This is a genomic window from Noviherbaspirillum album (assembly GCF_035916955.1).
Classification (GTDB): domain Bacteria; phylum Pseudomonadota; class Gammaproteobacteria; order Burkholderiales; family Burkholderiaceae_D; genus Noviherbaspirillum; species Noviherbaspirillum album.
On the sequence record NZ_JAWIIV010000005.1, the window covers coordinates 81055 to 94680 of the forward strand.

14 protein-coding genes are annotated in these 13626 nt (G+C 62.8%); 5 read left to right on the forward strand and 9 right to left on the reverse strand.

Going from position 1 to position 13626, the window contains the following annotated elements; all coding sequences use genetic code 11:
• Window positions 1–58: 58 nt before the first annotated feature.
• The 4 genes from rpoH to ftsY form a co-directional block, all read right to left on the reverse strand.
• Window positions 59–958: an RNA polymerase sigma factor RpoH gene (rpoH, locus tag RY831_RS08055; protein WP_326505815.1), complete on the reverse strand. Its 900-nt coding sequence runs from the start codon at window positions 956–958 to the stop codon at window positions 59–61.
• A 240-nt stretch (window positions 959–1198) separates the two neighbouring features.
• Window positions 1199–2122, reverse strand: coding sequence for a cell division protein FtsX (locus RY831_RS08060; protein ID WP_326505816.1), 924 nt, complete (start codon window positions 2120–2122; stop codon window positions 1199–1201).
• Window positions 2119–2832, reverse strand: coding sequence for a cell division ATP-binding protein FtsE (locus tag RY831_RS08065; protein WP_326505817.1), 714 nt, complete (start codon window positions 2830–2832; stop codon window positions 2119–2121). Before RY831_RS08065 ends, RY831_RS08060 begins: the two co-directional genes overlap by 4 nt.
• Window positions 2829–4043 (reverse strand): signal recognition particle-docking protein FtsY, encoded by a 1215-nt coding sequence (ftsY, locus tag RY831_RS08070; protein ID WP_326505991.1) that lies wholly within the window; start codon window positions 4041–4043, stop codon window positions 2829–2831. Before ftsY ends, RY831_RS08065 begins: the two co-directional genes overlap by 4 nt.
• A 162-nt stretch (window positions 4044–4205) precedes the next feature.
• Between ftsY and RY831_RS08075 the strand changes: the two genes are divergently transcribed.
• Genes RY831_RS08075 through RY831_RS08095 form a run of 5 tightly spaced genes read left to right on the forward strand, consistent with a single transcriptional unit; the run spans window position 4206 to window position 8533 of the window.
• Window positions 4206–5585: a M16 family metallopeptidase gene (locus RY831_RS08075; protein WP_326505818.1), complete on the forward strand. Its 1380-nt coding sequence runs from the start codon at window positions 4206–4208 to the stop codon at window positions 5583–5585.
• Between the two features lie 17 nt (window positions 5586–5602).
• A complete protein-coding gene (locus RY831_RS08080) occupies window positions 5603–6973 on the forward strand; it encodes a M16 family metallopeptidase (RefSeq protein ID WP_326505992.1) in 1371 nt (456 codons plus the stop codon).
• Between the two features lie 16 nt (window positions 6974–6989).
• The gene (gene rsmD, locus RY831_RS08085) at window positions 6990–7643 is read left to right on the forward strand and encodes a 16S rRNA (guanine(966)-N(2))-methyltransferase RsmD (protein WP_326505819.1); all 654 of its coding nucleotides are present in this window, start codon (window positions 6990–6992) and stop codon (window positions 7641–7643) included.
• 42 nt (window positions 7644–7685) lie between these two features.
• A complete protein-coding gene (gene coaD, locus RY831_RS08090; protein WP_151635491.1) occupies window positions 7686–8180 on the forward strand; it encodes a pantetheine-phosphate adenylyltransferase in 495 nt (164 codons plus the stop codon).
• 56 nt (window positions 8181–8236) lie between these two features.
• Window positions 8237–8533 (forward strand): YfhL family 4Fe-4S dicluster ferredoxin, encoded by a 297-nt coding sequence (locus tag RY831_RS08095; protein ID WP_326505820.1) that lies wholly within the window; start codon window positions 8237–8239, stop codon window positions 8531–8533.
• Here the strand turns inward: RY831_RS08095 and RY831_RS08100 are convergent.
• The 5 genes from RY831_RS08100 to pth all read right to left on the reverse strand — a co-directional run bounded on the left by RY831_RS08100 (window position 8530) and on the right by pth (window position 13512).
• Entirely contained in the window at window positions 8530–9621 is a 1092-nt protein-coding gene (locus RY831_RS08100; RefSeq protein WP_326505821.1) for a GGDEF domain-containing protein, read from the reverse strand. The genes RY831_RS08095 and RY831_RS08100 overlap by 4 nt on opposite strands.
• A gap of 145 nt (window positions 9622–9766) precedes the next feature.
• The gene (locus tag RY831_RS08105) at window positions 9767–10618 is read right to left on the reverse strand and encodes an MOSC domain-containing protein (protein WP_326505822.1); all 852 of its coding nucleotides are present in this window, start codon (window positions 10616–10618) and stop codon (window positions 9767–9769) included.
• 77 nt (window positions 10619–10695) lie between these two features.
• Entirely contained in the window at window positions 10696–11787 is a 1092-nt protein-coding gene (gene ychF / locus RY831_RS08110) for a redox-regulated ATPase YchF (protein ID WP_326505823.1), read from the reverse strand.
• Between the two features lie 58 nt (window positions 11788–11845).
• Window positions 11846–12940, reverse strand: a complete 1095-nt coding sequence (locus RY831_RS08115; protein WP_326505824.1) for a patatin-like phospholipase family protein — start codon at window positions 12938–12940, stop codon at window positions 11846–11848.
• The gene (pth, locus tag RY831_RS08120; RefSeq protein WP_326505825.1) at window positions 12937–13512 is read right to left on the reverse strand and encodes an aminoacyl-tRNA hydrolase; all 576 of its coding nucleotides are present in this window, start codon (window positions 13510–13512) and stop codon (window positions 12937–12939) included. The genes RY831_RS08115 and pth overlap by 4 nt, the downstream gene beginning before the upstream one ends.
• Between the last annotated feature and the right edge of the window lie 114 nt (window positions 13513–13626).

Below are 13626 nucleotides of genomic sequence, written 5' to 3' on the forward strand. Positions count from 1 at the left end.
TGTTTGCTGCATCAAGTTCGGCAAGCCGTCTCGGCCAACCATCCTGCTTCAGGCATGTTCATGCATATGCCGCCAGCGTGCCCTTCATCTTCTTCAGTGCCGCGCTTTCGATCTGGCGAATGCGCTCGGCCGATACGCCGAACTCGTCGGCCAGCTCATGCAGCGTGGCGCCCGAACCGTCATCGTTGGCAAGCCAGCGCGCTTCCACGATACGGCGGGAACGCGGGTCCAGCTTGCCCAATGCCGTTTCCAGACCTTCCGTTTGCAGGCGGTCATACTGCTGGGCTTCCAGGGCACGTGTCGGCTCCTGGGCTTCCGAAGACAGATAGGCGATCGGCGCGAACTTGTCGTCCTCGTCGTCGCTGGGCGCATCGAGAGCGATATCATGGCCCGACATGCGGGTTTCCATTTCAATTACTTCCTCGCGCTTGACGTTCAGAGACTTGGCCAGATCTTCCACCTGTGCCGGTGTCATCGCATCGAGGCCTTCCTTGTGGCTGCGCAGGTTGAAGAACAGCTTGCGCTGCGCCTTCGTGGTCGCTACCTTGACCAGCCGCCAGTTTTTCAGGATGTACTCATGCATTTCCGCCTTGATCCAGTGCATCGCATAGGACACGAGACGCACGCCTTGGTCCGGATCGAAACGCTTGACAGCCTTCATCAGGCCGATATTGCCTTCCTGGATCAGGTCGGCATGCGGCAATCCGTAACCCAGGTAACCCCGGGCGATTGACACCACCAGGCGCAGGTGCGACAGCACCAGCTTCTGTGCCGCGCCAAGATCGTTTTGCTCGCGGAATTCACGCGCGTACCGGGATTCTTCCTCTTGCGTGAGCATGGGGATGCGGTTGACTGCAGAGATGTAAGCCTCGATGTTGCCAAGGTTGCCGGAAAAGCCCAGCGCAAGCGCGCTGTTATTGCTCATCGGAACCAGTGCAGACTGTGCAGATGCTTTCATCGTTTCTCCTTCCTTAACGCGAAACCGCCCAAAAGCGGGCGATTCGCTGTTTGAACAACATATTAGCACTCCCAAATGAAGAGTGCTAATCGTGGTTCTCAACATTCCTCATAGGACCAGTCTATTGCAAGAATGGAATAATCCAGCAAGGAGACTTTAGGCCACAGGCTGGACGGGAAGTTGCGAGGTATCAAAGAAAAAAGCGGGAAAGCGCAAAAAATGTGAAGCGCGGAAACTTGTTCATGGCAGTCTGGCGAGATGCCGGCGAACGCAAAGCAGGGCGCCGATGAGGCCCAGTCCTGCGCTTAGCGACAGCAGGCCCAGTTGCGTTAGTGGCGCCAGCGGGACGAGGCGGAATTCCGATGCGTAGAGTCTTGCAAATTCCGTGATCGCATTGTTCAGCGGCCCCAGCGCCAGGGCGACCGCGCACAGGGCAACGGCGCCCGCCAGCAGTCCCAGCAAGCCGCCCGAATAATAGAAAGGGCGGCAGATGAAGGCATTAGTGGCGCCGAACATGCGGGAGACGGCAATCTCTTCGCGCTGCGTCATGACTTGCAGGCGGATGGTATTGAACACTACGGCAACCACCACCACGCCGAGCGTCACCGCAAGAAACAGCAATGCCAGGCGCAATACCTGCATCAATGCCGCCAGCCGCTTTACCCAGGCGGAATCGATCTGCACATATTCGACGCCGGGCAGCGCCTTGAGCTTTGAGGCAAGCATTTCCACGCGGGTTGCATCGGCAGCATTTTGCACGCCGGACAGTTTCAATACATAGGCATCGGGCAGGGGATTTTCGCCGAGCGCGGTGATGGTGTCCGACAAGCCGGTTTTATCCTTGAGCAGGACCAGTGCCCTTTCGCGCGGGATGAATTCCAGTCTGCCGGCGCTCTCGGATGCCTGGACCACATTGCGGATCTGCGCCGCCAGTGCCGTCGAGCGTTCGCGAGGCGTGTCCATCGACATGAAAATGCTGATTTCGGGCTCCACCGCCAGCTGCTCGGACACCGGCCTCACGTTTTCCAGCAGGGTCAATCCCGCGAAGGGCAGGGCTAGGGCAATGGCCACCACCAGGACGTTAAGGATGAAACTGCCGGTCGACGAAACGACATGGCGCAGGGCATCGGTAAAGGCGGCGGCATGTTCGGCAATCCAGTTCATGACATGGCTCCCGCGAGGCCGGTGCCGATGCTGAGTTCTGCGCCGGATACGACCCGTCCTTTCTCAAGGCGTATCACTCGCCTGGCGCCCTGGAGGATGGACTCGTCATGAGTGGCGATCAGGCAGGTGACGCCCGCTTCATGGAAGGCCCTGAGCGCATCCATGACCTTGTCCGCCGTGCCGCGGTCCAGGTTGGCCGTCGGCTCGTCGGCAAGAATGATCTGCGGACGGTTGACGATGGCGCGGGCAATCGCCACGCGCTGCTGCTCGCCGCCGGACAGCGCAAGAGGTGCCGCCGGGGCCTTGTCTTCCAGCCCTACCCTGGCAAGCGCGGCACGCGCCCGCTTGTCGGCGTCGGCCCGGCTCGCCCCGGTCACCAGCAGCGGCAGCATGACATTGGCCAGCACGCTGCGGTCGTTCAGGAGATCGGCGGGCTGGAACATCAAGCCGAGCTTGCGGCGCAGATAAGGAATGCCGGACGCGCCCAGGCGGCCGATATCCTGGCCGTTGACGGAGATCGTGCCGCTGCTGGGGCGCTCCATGGCGGCGATCATTTTCAGCAGGGTCGACTTGCCGGCGCCGGAAGGCCCGGACAGGTAGACCAGTTCCCCTGTTTCGATGGACAGGCTGACTTCGGACAGCGCGGCGCTGCCGCCGGCGCTATCGCCACGGCTACCATACTGCTTCGACACCTGGCGAAACTCGATCATGTCAGCAGCGCGTCGACGAATTCTTCTGCATTGAACGGCTGCAGATCCTCGATCTTTTCGCCCACGCCGATGAAGTACACCGGAACCGGGCGCGTCTTCGCGATGGCTGCCAGGATTCCGCCCTTGGCGGTGCCGTCAAGCTTGGTCACGACCAGCCCGGTCAGGGTCAGCGCGTCATCGAAAGCCTTGACTTGCGCCAGCGCATTCTGGCCGGTGTTGCCATCGATCACCAGCAGCACTTCATGGGGGGCCGATTCCATGCCCTTGCCGATCACCCGTCGCACCTTTTTCAATTCTTCCATCAGGTGCAGCTGGGTCGGCAGGCGGCCAGCGGTATCGATCATCACGATATTGGTGCCGCGCGCGCGGGCCGACTGCACCGCATCGAAAGACACCGCCGCCGGGTCGCCGGATTCCTGCGCGATCACGGAAACATTGTTGCGCTGGCCCCAGACCGCGAGCTGCTCCCGCGCCGCCGCCCTGAATGTGTCGCCCGCGGCGAGCAGCACCGACTGGCCATGCGACTGCAGGTGCATCGCAAGCTTGCCGATGGTGGTGGTCTTGCCGGCCCCGTTGACGCCGGCGATCATCATCACCAGCGGCTGATGGCGCCCCAGCACCAGCGGCTTCTGCAGCGGCGTCAGCAGGTCGACCAGCAGGACGCGCAGCGCGGCCTTGACCTGCGCGGCATCGGTCAGCTTCTCGCTTTTGACCTTCTTCTTCAGCGCATCGAGGATGTACTGGGTGGCTTCAACGCCGGCATCCGACATCAGCAGCGCGGATTCGAGTTCCTCATACAGGTCGTCGTCGATCTTGGCGCCGACGAACAGCGTGGTCAGGCTGGTCGATGTCTTCGACAGGCCAGCCTTCAGGCGCTGCATCCATGACTGCTTTTCCCCGGGTGCGGCGGCCGGTGCGGGGACGATCTCGCCTTCGTCGCCTTCTTCATCTTCGGCCGGCGTGCCGGCAACGCTCGGTTCGGCGACCGGTGTCGCGTCGGCAACGGAGGGCTCGACCGGCGGCGCGACGTCGCGCCTGAACAGGCCGAACCAGGATTTCTGCTCCGTCTCGCCCGCGTCCTGCGACTTGGCCTCGGCGTTGATATCAGTCTCGGTGCCGGTCAGTGCGGGCAGCTCCTTCGCGTCCTCCTGGGGCGCTGCATCCTGAGGAGCGGGATTGTCTTTCGATTTTTTCTTGAAGAAACTAAACATCGGCAAAGGGAAGCACTGGGAAGGATGGGCGGCCGGCATGCGGAGAGCCGCGTCGCCGAAAGAAGATACAATCGGAACCACATCTTTATGCGCGACGCCGCAAATGCAACAGAATGCGTGTCGCAGCATCAAACAATTCCGTATTTTATCAGAGCACACAATATGAAATTCCGGATCGCCTCAATGCTGGCGGCGTGGGCCCTCTGCTGCTTCCAGGGTTCCGCAGTTGCCGCAGAGACCAGGACTGCACAGGAGTTCATGCTGAACAACGGCATGAAAATCATCGTCAGGGAAGACCGCCGGGCGCCTACCGTGGCTCACATGATCTGGTACAAGGCCGGATCGATGGACGAGCAGAACGGCACCACCGGCCTGGCGCATGCGCTTGAGCACATGATGTTCAAGGGAACCAAAACGCTCAAGCCGGGCGAGTTCAGCCAGCGCGTCGCGGCACTCGGCGGCCGCGAGAATGCCTTCACCAGCAAGGACTACACCGCCTATTTCCAGCAGATCGAAAAATCCAAGCTGGAAAGCGTGATGTCGCTGGAAGCCGAGCGCATGGTTAACTTGAAGTTCGACAAGGACGAGTTCGCCCGGGAAATCCGGGTCGTCATGGAAGAACGCCGCTGGCGCACCGAGGACCAGCCCATCCCGCAAGTGTATGAACTCCTGAACGCGACGGCCTTCATTGCCCATCCCTATCACCATCCGATCGTGGGCTGGATGGCCGATCTGCAGAGCATGACCGTGCAGGATGCCAAGAACTGGTATGACCGCTGGTATGCGCCCAACAACGCGGTCATGGTGGTGACCGGCGATGTGGATGCGAAGCAGGTGTTCAAGCTTGCGCAAAAGCATTTCGGCAAGATTCCCCGCAAGGCAGTGCCCACTACCCGGCCGCAGGAAGAACCGGAGCAGCGCGGCATGCGCCGGGTGGTCGTCAAGGCGCCTGCGGAAAACCCGTATGTAGTACTGGCATTCAAGGTGCCGGCGTTGCGCGATGTCGAGAAGGACGACGAGTCGCATGCGCTTGACGTGCTGGCGGCGATCCTCGACGGCTATGACAATGCCCGCCTGAACGCCAAGCTGGTACGCACCGACAAGGTGGCCAACTCGGTCGGGGCCGGCTATTCGAACGTGGCTCGCGGGCCGGTCACTTTCCTGCTCGACGGCACGCCGGCCAACGGCACCACCACCGAACAGCTTGAAAAGCTGCTGCGCGCCGAAGTCGAGCGGATTGCGAAGGAAGGCGTGTCCGAACAGGAGCTCAAGCGGGTGAAGGCGCAGCTGGTCGCCGGGCAGATCTACAAGCGCGATTCCATCTTCGGCCAGGCGATGGAGATCGGCGTGATGGAAATGAGCGGCCTGTCGCATACCAAGATCGACCGCGTGATCGAAAAACTCAGGGCTGTCACCGCCGAGCAGGTGCAGGCCGTCGCCCAGAAGTACTTCGGCGATGAAGCCCTGACGGTCGCCACCCTGGTGCCCCTGCCGCTGTCCGAAAAGAAAGCAGCCCCGCCGCCGAAAGGCTTGCGTCACTAATGCCGGAATCCAACATGATGAAGCGATTTTTCCTAGTACTGAGCCTGGCATTGAGCCTGGCGTTCATCGGCATCGCGCCGGCGCGCGCAGCGCTCCAGATCCAGTCCTGGACCCTGTCCAACGGCGCCCGCGTCCTGTTCGTCGAAAGCCATTCCATTCCCGTACTCGACCTCAGCGTGGAATTCGATGCCGGCTCACGGCGCGATCCGCAAGGCAAGCCCGGCGTCGCCGAACTGACCAATGCGATGCTTGCCCGCGGCTTGCGCGAGGCTGACGCAGGTGCCGCATCGTCTGCATCGTCTGCATCGGCTGCATCAGGCGCGGAGCCGGCGATGAGCGAGGCGCAGATCTCCGACACCCTCGCCGATACCGCCGCGCAGCGCGGCGGCGGAGCGGGCGCGGACCGTGCCGGCGCTTCGCTGCGCACGCTGGTCTCCCAGCCCGAGCGCGATACGGCCGTCAGGCTGCTGGCGCGCCTGCTCGCGCATCCGAGTTTCCCGGAGAATCTGCTGGCGCGCGACAAGGCGCGCATCACCGCCGCCATCCGGGAAGAGGACACCAAGCCGGAAGCCATCGCGAGCAAGGCATTCTGGCGGCTGATGTACCCCAGCCATCCTTACGGCCTGCAGCAGACGGTGGCCTCGGTGGAATCGATCACGCGCGACGACCTGGTGGCGTTCCACAATACCCACTATGTCGCCAACCGGGCCATCGTTTCCATCATCGGCGACATCAGCCGCGCCGAAGCCGATGCCATCGCCCAGCAGCTGACCGCGCGCCTGCCCCAGGGCGCGCCGCTGCCCGCGCTGCCCCCGGTGGAATCGCCGCCGGCGCGCAATGAAAGCATCGCGCATCCCGCCTCGCAGGCGCATATCCTGCTGGGCATGCCGGCGATCGCGCGCGGCGACCCGGATTACTTCCCTCTGCTGGTCGGCAATTACACGCTCGGCGGCGGCGGATTCGTATCGCGGCTGACGCGCGAAGTGCGGGAAAAGCGCGGCCTGTCCTACAGCGTCTACAGCTATTTCAACCCAATGGCGCAGCCGGGCCCGTTCCAGGCAGGCCTGCAGACGCAGAAGGACCAGGCCGGCAATGCGCTCAACGTGGTGCGCGACACCATCTCCACCTTCCTGCGCGACGGACCGACCGAGCAGGAACTCAAGGCGGCGAAGGACAACCTGACCGGCGGCTTCGCGCTGCGCATCGACAACAACAGGAAGATTCTCGACAACGTCGCCGCCATCGGTTTCTACAACTTGCCGCTGAATTACCTCGACACCTGGACCGCCAATGTCGCCAAGGTCAGCGCGGCAGACATCAAGGCGGCATTCAACCGGAATCTGGCGCTGGACAAGATGTCAACCGTGGTGGTCGGCAATGGCCAGTAAGCCCATGAGAGAGTCCATGAGAGCGGCATCCAGGCCGGCGCCTGCGCCGCCAAAGCGAGGCGGCGGCCCGGCGCGCCAGGTACGCATCATCGGCGGCCAGTGGAAGCGCACGCCGCTGCCGGTGCTCGACGCCGAAGGCCTGCGGCCGACGCCGGACCGGGTGCGCGAGACAGTGTTCAACTGGCTGAATCATCTGTTCGACGGCGCATGGAGCTCGGTCGACTGCCTCGACCTGTTTGCCGGCACCGGCGCGCTCGGTTTCGAGGCGGCCAGCCGCGGCGCCGCGTCGGTAACCATGATCGAAGAGAATGCCGCCGCCGTCAGGCAGCTGGAAGCCAATGCGGCAAAGCTCAAGGTCGGCGCCGGGCAACTGAATATCCGACGCGGCGACGCCCTGGCGGCCGCCCAGGCGCTGGCCGCCCGCGGACAGCGCTTCCGGCTGATATTCCTGGATCCGCCCTATCACCAGGACTGGCTGGTAAAAATACTGCCCCTGTGCCGCCGCCTATTGGCCGATGGCGGCTTGGTATATGCTGAAGCTGAAATACCTCTGGATGGCGAGGATGCACCGGATTGGCTGCAGGGCTGGTCGGTGGCGCGGGCGGACAAGGCGGGCATGGTGTATTACCACTTGCTGCATCGCAATAGCGCGCCCGAAATTGAGGCATAATGCGCGTTCCGATTTTGTTTCGTTACTGGACAGGGAGCCAAGATGGTCACAGCAGTTTATCCGGGCACGTTCGATCCACTTACACGCGGCCACGAGGATCTGGTCCGGCGCGCATCGGGGCTGTTCGACAAGCTGGTCGTCGGCGTTGCCGACAGCAAGAACAAGCGTCCGTTCTTTTCGCTCGATGAGCGGCTGTCGATCGCCAATGAAGTGCTTGGCCATTATCCCAACGTGCAGGTGGAAAGCTTTTCCGGCCTGCTCAAGGACTTCGTGCGCGCCAACGATGCGCGCGTGATCGTGCGCGGCCTGCGGGCGGTATCCGATTTCGAATACGAATTCCAGATGGCGGGCATGAACCGCTACCTGCTGCCGGACGTCGAAACCCTGTTCCTGACGCCGTCGGACCAGTACCAGTTCATCTCCGGCACCATCGTGCGCGAAATCGCCACCCTGGGCGGCGATGTCTCCAAATTCGTTTTCCCTTCGGTCGAGAAGTGGCTGAAGGACAAGATGGCTGCGGGCGGCAAGCAAGGCTAAACCGGGCAAGGCAAGGCCGGAGCGCTTGCGATCCTGCAGCGACCATAGAGGTTGTCATGGCATTAATGATCACGGACGAGTGCATCAATTGCGACGTATGCGAGCCCGAGTGCCCGAACGACGCGATCTACATGGGTCCGGAAATTTACGAGATCGATCCGAACAAGTGCACCGAGTGCGTCGGGCACTTCGATGTGCCCCAGTGTCAGCAGATATGTCCGGTCGAGTGCATTCCCTTCAATCCGGCGTGGCGGGAAACGCCGGAGCAGCTGCTGGCGAAATACGAGCGCCTGCAGGCCGAGGCGGATGCCAAGGCTAGCGCCGTCGCCGACAACAGCACCGACCAAGCCTAGGCCGCGATCACGCGGTTGCGCCCCGCCTGCTTGGCCTTGTATAGCGCCTGGTCGGCGCGGGCAACCAGCGCCTGCGCGACGCTCTCCACCGCTCCGCCGTCCACCGGCGATTCCAGCGCGGCCACGCCCAGCGATACCGTCACATCGAGCTTGTCGCCGTTGATCAGCATGACCGGATGTTCCGCGATCCCGAGCCGGATGCGTTCAGCCACGTTGATGGCATCGGCCTGTTCGGTATCGATCAGCAGCACGATAAATTCCTCGCCACCGAAACGGCCGAGCGCATCGCTCAGGCGCAGCTCGGCCTTGATTCGCGCCGCCACGCCGCGCAGCACTTCATCGCCGGCCTGATGGCCGATGCGGTCATTGATCTGCTTGAAATGATCGATGTCGATATACATGCAGGTCAGCGCGTAGCCCTGCCGGCGGGAGCGTCCGATTTCCTCCAGCATCCGCCGTTCGATATAGCGGCGGTTGTTCACGCCGGTGAGCGGATCGGTCAGGCCGATGTGCTTGAGGCGCTCGGTGTTGATGACGTTCTCGACGCAGATCGCCACGATGGAGGCGAGATGTTCGATGAATTCCGTGCTCAGGTTCGGCGCAAAGCGCGCACCGTCGGCGCTGCCTAGGTTCATGCAGCCGATCAGCCGGCCATGCCGTATCAGCGGCAGCACCGCCACGCTGGCCGGCGGCGTGATCGGTTCCGGAAACATGCGGCCGTGCAGCTGCTCGGCATAAGTGCCGAGCACCGGCTTGGCAAGTCGTTCCGCCAGTTCGCCGAACTCGGCTTCCTCCTGCATGAAGAGCAGATGCGGCAATTCGGTCAGGCGGATATTGAGGTCGACCAGGATGCGGCGGATGTCGTAGTCGGGGTCCAGCAGGCACAGGGTAACCACGTCGAGGCCGGCGGAGGTGGCAAAGGTATGGAAAACCGTATGGAGCAGTTCACGGAAGCTGTCGGCCGAGATGAACTGCAGGTCGAAGGCCTGGTGCCGCTGCAGGATGGCCTGGTTCTGCTGCGCCTGCGCCAATAGCTGCGCCAGCTGCTCGCGCAGCCTCCGGTTCTCAGCGACCAGATCTTGCGTCATTGGCGAAGCTCGCTCTCAGGACTTGTGGGACTAGGACTAGTGGCTTGGGGCTTGAAACGGCCTATGCGCCCGAATGTTTCCGCATAGTACCGTGTCGTACCTCAGCTCACAAGGCTCACCGGGCCTGGAGCGGCGCAGCGAATGTTCAGAAGGCAAGCGTGAGGTCGATGTCTTGTCCGATTTTCAACAGCTGGCCTTCACCCTTGAGCAGGATGGCATTCATGCCGAAGCTGATGCCGCCGTCGAGCCTGGGATTGGCGCGATAGGTCCGCAGGATGTCGATCGGGTCCGGTCCGAATTCCCCGGTCGCTTGGTCGATCGAAGGCATGGGGCAGCGCGCGCACGGCTTGACCGGCTTGAGCACGGCCTCGCCGATCGTGAGCGATTCGGCGACATCCTCGTCGAAAGCCTCGACGCCGCCGATGACGATGTTGGGGCGAAAGCGGTTCATCGGCAATGCGGAACGTCCCTGTGCCTGCAGCTTGCCGTTCAGGTCGTCGAGCGACGCCTGCGATATGAGCAATACCGGGTAGCCGTCCGAGAACAGCGTGGGCGCCTCGACGCCGGCGGTCCATTTGGCGCTCGCAAGGCGCTTGGCTTCGGCATGGAAACGCACCAGCCGGCACGGCACGCCGAGGAATTTCGAAAACCAGGTGGCGGTCACTTCGTCGCAGTCGTAGGCCTGCAGCGATTCATCCCATATCGTCACCGTCAGCGTCTTTTCATCCTCCGGATCGGGCAAGCCCAGCGGCACCTCCAGGCGCAGCATGCCGGGCGCGCGCAGTTCCAGCGTATCGGCCTTGATGCGCGGGGTGATCAGTGCCATCCGGGGAAAGTCGCGCTGTGTCATGTAATGACCCTGCGCGTCGACAACCATCCATTCGCGGTCATAGATGTGCTCGCTCATCAAGCCTGCTGCGGTGAGGGTGGCTTCGCGCAACGAGACGGCGGCGCAGGACTTGACGGGGTACAGGTTGAGTTCGGTGAGGATAGGCATGGACAGGGACGTTCCTGGAGCGAGATGAGGCCTTTTCCGGCAGGCCGCGGTCCAGCCTGCCGGAGGGCGCGATGAAGTTAGACGTTGAACAGGAAGTTCAGCACATCGCCATCCTTGACGACATACTCCTTGCCTTCGGCGCGCATCTTGCCGGCCTCCTTGGCGCCTTGCTCGCCCTTGAAGGCGATGAAGTCCTCGAAGGAAATGGTTTGAGCGCGGATGAAGCCGCGTTCGAAGTCGGTGTGGATCACGCCGGCCGCCTGCGGTGCGGTGGCACCGACGGGGACCGTCCAGGCGCGCACTTCCTTGACGCCTGCGGTGAAGTAGGTCTGCAGGCCGAGCAGCTTGAAGCCGGCGCGGATCAGGCGGTCCAGGCCGGGTTCTTCCATGCCCATGTCGGCCAGGAAGGCGCCCTTGTCCTCGTCTTCCAGGTCGGCGATCTCGGCCTCGATGGCAGCGCAGATGGCGACGATGGGCGCGTTCTGCTCCTTGGCATAGGCGCTCAGCTGGTCGAGCAGGGGATTGTCCTTGAAGCCAGTATCGGAGACGTTGGCGACATACATGGCCGGCTTGGCGGTGATCAGGCAGAGCGGCTTGATTAGCTCCATTTCCTCGGCATCGAGGCCCAAGGCCCGTACCGGCTTGGCATCGTTCAGCTGCGGCAGGATACGCTCGAGCAATGCCACCAGCTTGACCGCGTCCTTGTCGCCCGACTTGGCTTTCTTGTTTTCACGATGTATCGCTTTCTCGACGGTGCCCATGTCGGCCAGCGCCAGCTCGGTCTGGATCACGGCGATGTCGTCGAGCGGGCTGACCTTGCCGGCCACGTGTACGACATTCGGATCCTCGAAGCAGCGCACGACGTTGACGATGGCGTCGGTCTCGCGGATGTGGGCAAGGAACTGGTTGCCCAGACCTTCACCCTTGGACGCGCCTGCCACCAGGCCGGCGATGTCGACGAACTCGACCACGGCCGGAACGATGCGCTCGGGCTTGACGATCTCCGCCAGCTGCTTGAGGCGCGGATCGGGCACCTCGACGATGCCGACATTGGGCTCGATGGTGCAGAACGGATAATTTTCCGCAGCGATGCCCGCTTTGGTCAGCGCATTGAAGAGGGTGGATTTGCCGACGTTAGGCAGGCCGACGATGCCGCATTTGAGACTCATGGTGTGTACTTCGCTAAGTATATGAATTAACCCGGTATTTTACCGTAGCCGCCGCTGATCAGATCGGCTGCACGACGGCGGTGTCCGGCTTTTCGATAAAGCTTGCCAGCGCGTCTCGCAGGCGTTCGCCTTCGCTGATGGCGAGTTTCCAGTTTCGTATGCGGGCCGCATGGTTCAGGCCGTAATAATGAAAGTCATTGCGGTCGGGAAGCTTGCCCAGAGGCAGAGTCTGCAGGAAGGATTGCGACGGCGATACCAGAATGACATTTTCCAGCCAGTCGCGGTTCGGCCCCCGATGGGCGCGCCGCCATGGCAACGATTTATCCAGCCAGCCCGGCACGATATGGTCGGTGAAATGCGGATAGAGCACCAGGCCGCCGTCGGGATTGTGCGCGATCCGGGAGTAGGGCAGCGCGAGATGGTAATCGATCAGGCCGCCGTCCCAGTAGGTGCCTGCGGGTGCCATCGGGATATCGCATACCGGTTCCATGGTGAATGGCAGGGTGCCGGACGCCAGCAGCGCGCACTGCAGGTTTTCCGCCGTGAGGGGAGCGAACTGGGTGTCGAAGGCGTCGAATTTCGCCTTGAGCCAGAACGCCGGGTCGCGCTGGTCGCCGACCACCACGCGCGCAAGGTGGCGCGCGAGTTCCGAGCGCGATGTCAGGTTGCCGAGGATGGCGAGGCCGAAACCGGCGCCGATGCCCAGCCTGCGGCCGGGCGTCTTCAGCAGGCCGCGTCCGCGCGAGACGAGGATCTGCATCCGGTGCCAGGGATGCGCCGCCGCGTCATGCTCCCTGCCGCCGAGAAGTCCGCCGAGTACGGTATTGCAGGTTTGCGTCACATATGCTGCCGATGGACGTCGCGGATACGTTTGCTCGCAGTACAGGTCTCCCAGGCGTTCGAATGCCGCAACCGGCTCCGGATGGCAGGCGGCAGCCATCCGCCAGGCGCCGATGGAAGCGCCGATCAGGGTGCGCTCGCGCGGCGCCGATGGCAGCCAGCTGCCGAACAGCCACTGGTCGAGTTTCTGCAGGATCAGCCCCTTGGGGCCGCCGGCGGCACCCGGAACGATGGCCACGTCCTGCGCGCGCAGCCCGTGCGTACGCAGATGCGAACGCGCCTTTGCCCCCGCATGGATGACAAGCGGGTTCATTTAGAGGAATGCAGTTTCATCATCGCCGCTTCGAATTTGCCTTCGCAAAGCATGGGAATGATATCGATGCTCTTGCCGATGGCCTCATCGATCAGCGGCTGTTCCTCCTTGCGCGGGCGGTGCAGCACGAAGTCAACCACCGGCTGCTGCAGGTTGAGCGTACGCGGATGGCCGATGCCGATGCGCAGGCGCCAATAGTCCTGCGTGCCTAGCGCTGCGGTGATGTCCTTCAATCCGTTGTGTCCGCCGGAGGAGCCGCCTTTCTTGATCTTTGCCGCGCCGGGCGGCAGGTCGAGCTCGTCGTGCACCACGAGGATGTCATCGGCGGGTATTTTGTAGAAGCGCGCCAATGCGCCGACGGACTGTCCGGAGCGGTTCATGTAGGTCTGCGGTTCAAGCAGCCAGACTTCCTGGCCCGCGATGCTGGTTTTCGCGGCCAGCGCGTTATAGCGCGATTCGCGCACCAGACGATGTCCCGCCAGCTGGTCGACCAGCCAGAAGCCGGCGTTGTGGCGGGTCTGTTCATATTCCGGGCCCGGGTTTCCGAGGCCAACGATCAGGCGGATAGGCATGCTTGAAATCGCCCGCGGCCGTGCAGGTCGGCGGCAGCCAGGCGAGAAGTAAAAGACTGCGATTATCGGGGAAACGGGCGGCTTGCGTCCAATTTCCCCGTGAATGGAGGGCGA

Excerpts from the sequence above, each read along its gene's own strand:
- rpoH (WP_326505815.1), bottom strand. The coding sequence starts at position 958 with ATGAAAGCATCTGCACAGTCTGCACTGGTTCCGATGAGCAATAACAGC.
- RY831_RS08060 (WP_326505816.1), bottom strand. The coding sequence starts at position 2,122 with ATGAACTGGATTGCCGAACATGCCGCCGCCTTTACCGATGCCCTGCGC.
- RY831_RS08065 (WP_326505817.1), bottom strand. The coding sequence starts at position 2,832 with ATGATCGAGTTTCGCCAGGTGTCGAAGCAGTATGGTAGCCGTGGCGAT.
- ftsY (WP_326505991.1), bottom strand. The coding sequence starts at position 4,043 with ATGTTTAGTTTCTTCAAGAAAAAATCGAAAGACAATCCCGCTCCTCAG.
- RY831_RS08075 (WP_326505818.1), top strand. The coding sequence starts at position 4,206 with ATGAAATTCCGGATCGCCTCAATGCTGGCGGCGTGGGCCCTCTGCTGC.
- RY831_RS08080 (WP_326505992.1), top strand. The coding sequence starts at position 5,603 with ATGAAGCGATTTTTCCTAGTACTGAGCCTGGCATTGAGCCTGGCGTTC.
- rsmD (WP_326505819.1), top strand. The coding sequence starts at position 6,990 with ATGAGAGCGGCATCCAGGCCGGCGCCTGCGCCGCCAAAGCGAGGCGGC.
- coaD (WP_151635491.1), top strand. The coding sequence starts at position 7,686 with ATGGTCACAGCAGTTTATCCGGGCACGTTCGATCCACTTACACGCGGC.
- RY831_RS08095 (WP_326505820.1), top strand. The coding sequence starts at position 8,237 with ATGGCATTAATGATCACGGACGAGTGCATCAATTGCGACGTATGCGAG.
- RY831_RS08100 (WP_326505821.1), bottom strand. The coding sequence starts at position 9,621 with ATGACGCAAGATCTGGTCGCTGAGAACCGGAGGCTGCGCGAGCAGCTG.
- RY831_RS08105 (WP_326505822.1), bottom strand. The coding sequence starts at position 10,618 with ATGCCTATCCTCACCGAACTCAACCTGTACCCCGTCAAGTCCTGCGCC.
- ychF (WP_326505823.1), bottom strand. The coding sequence starts at position 11,787 with ATGAGTCTCAAATGCGGCATCGTCGGCCTGCCTAACGTCGGCAAATCC.
- RY831_RS08115 (WP_326505824.1), bottom strand. The coding sequence starts at position 12,940 with ATGAACCCGCTTGTCATCCATGCGGGGGCAAAGGCGCGTTCGCATCTG.
- pth (WP_326505825.1), bottom strand. The coding sequence starts at position 13,512 with ATGCCTATCCGCCTGATCGTTGGCCTCGGAAACCCGGGCCCGGAATAT.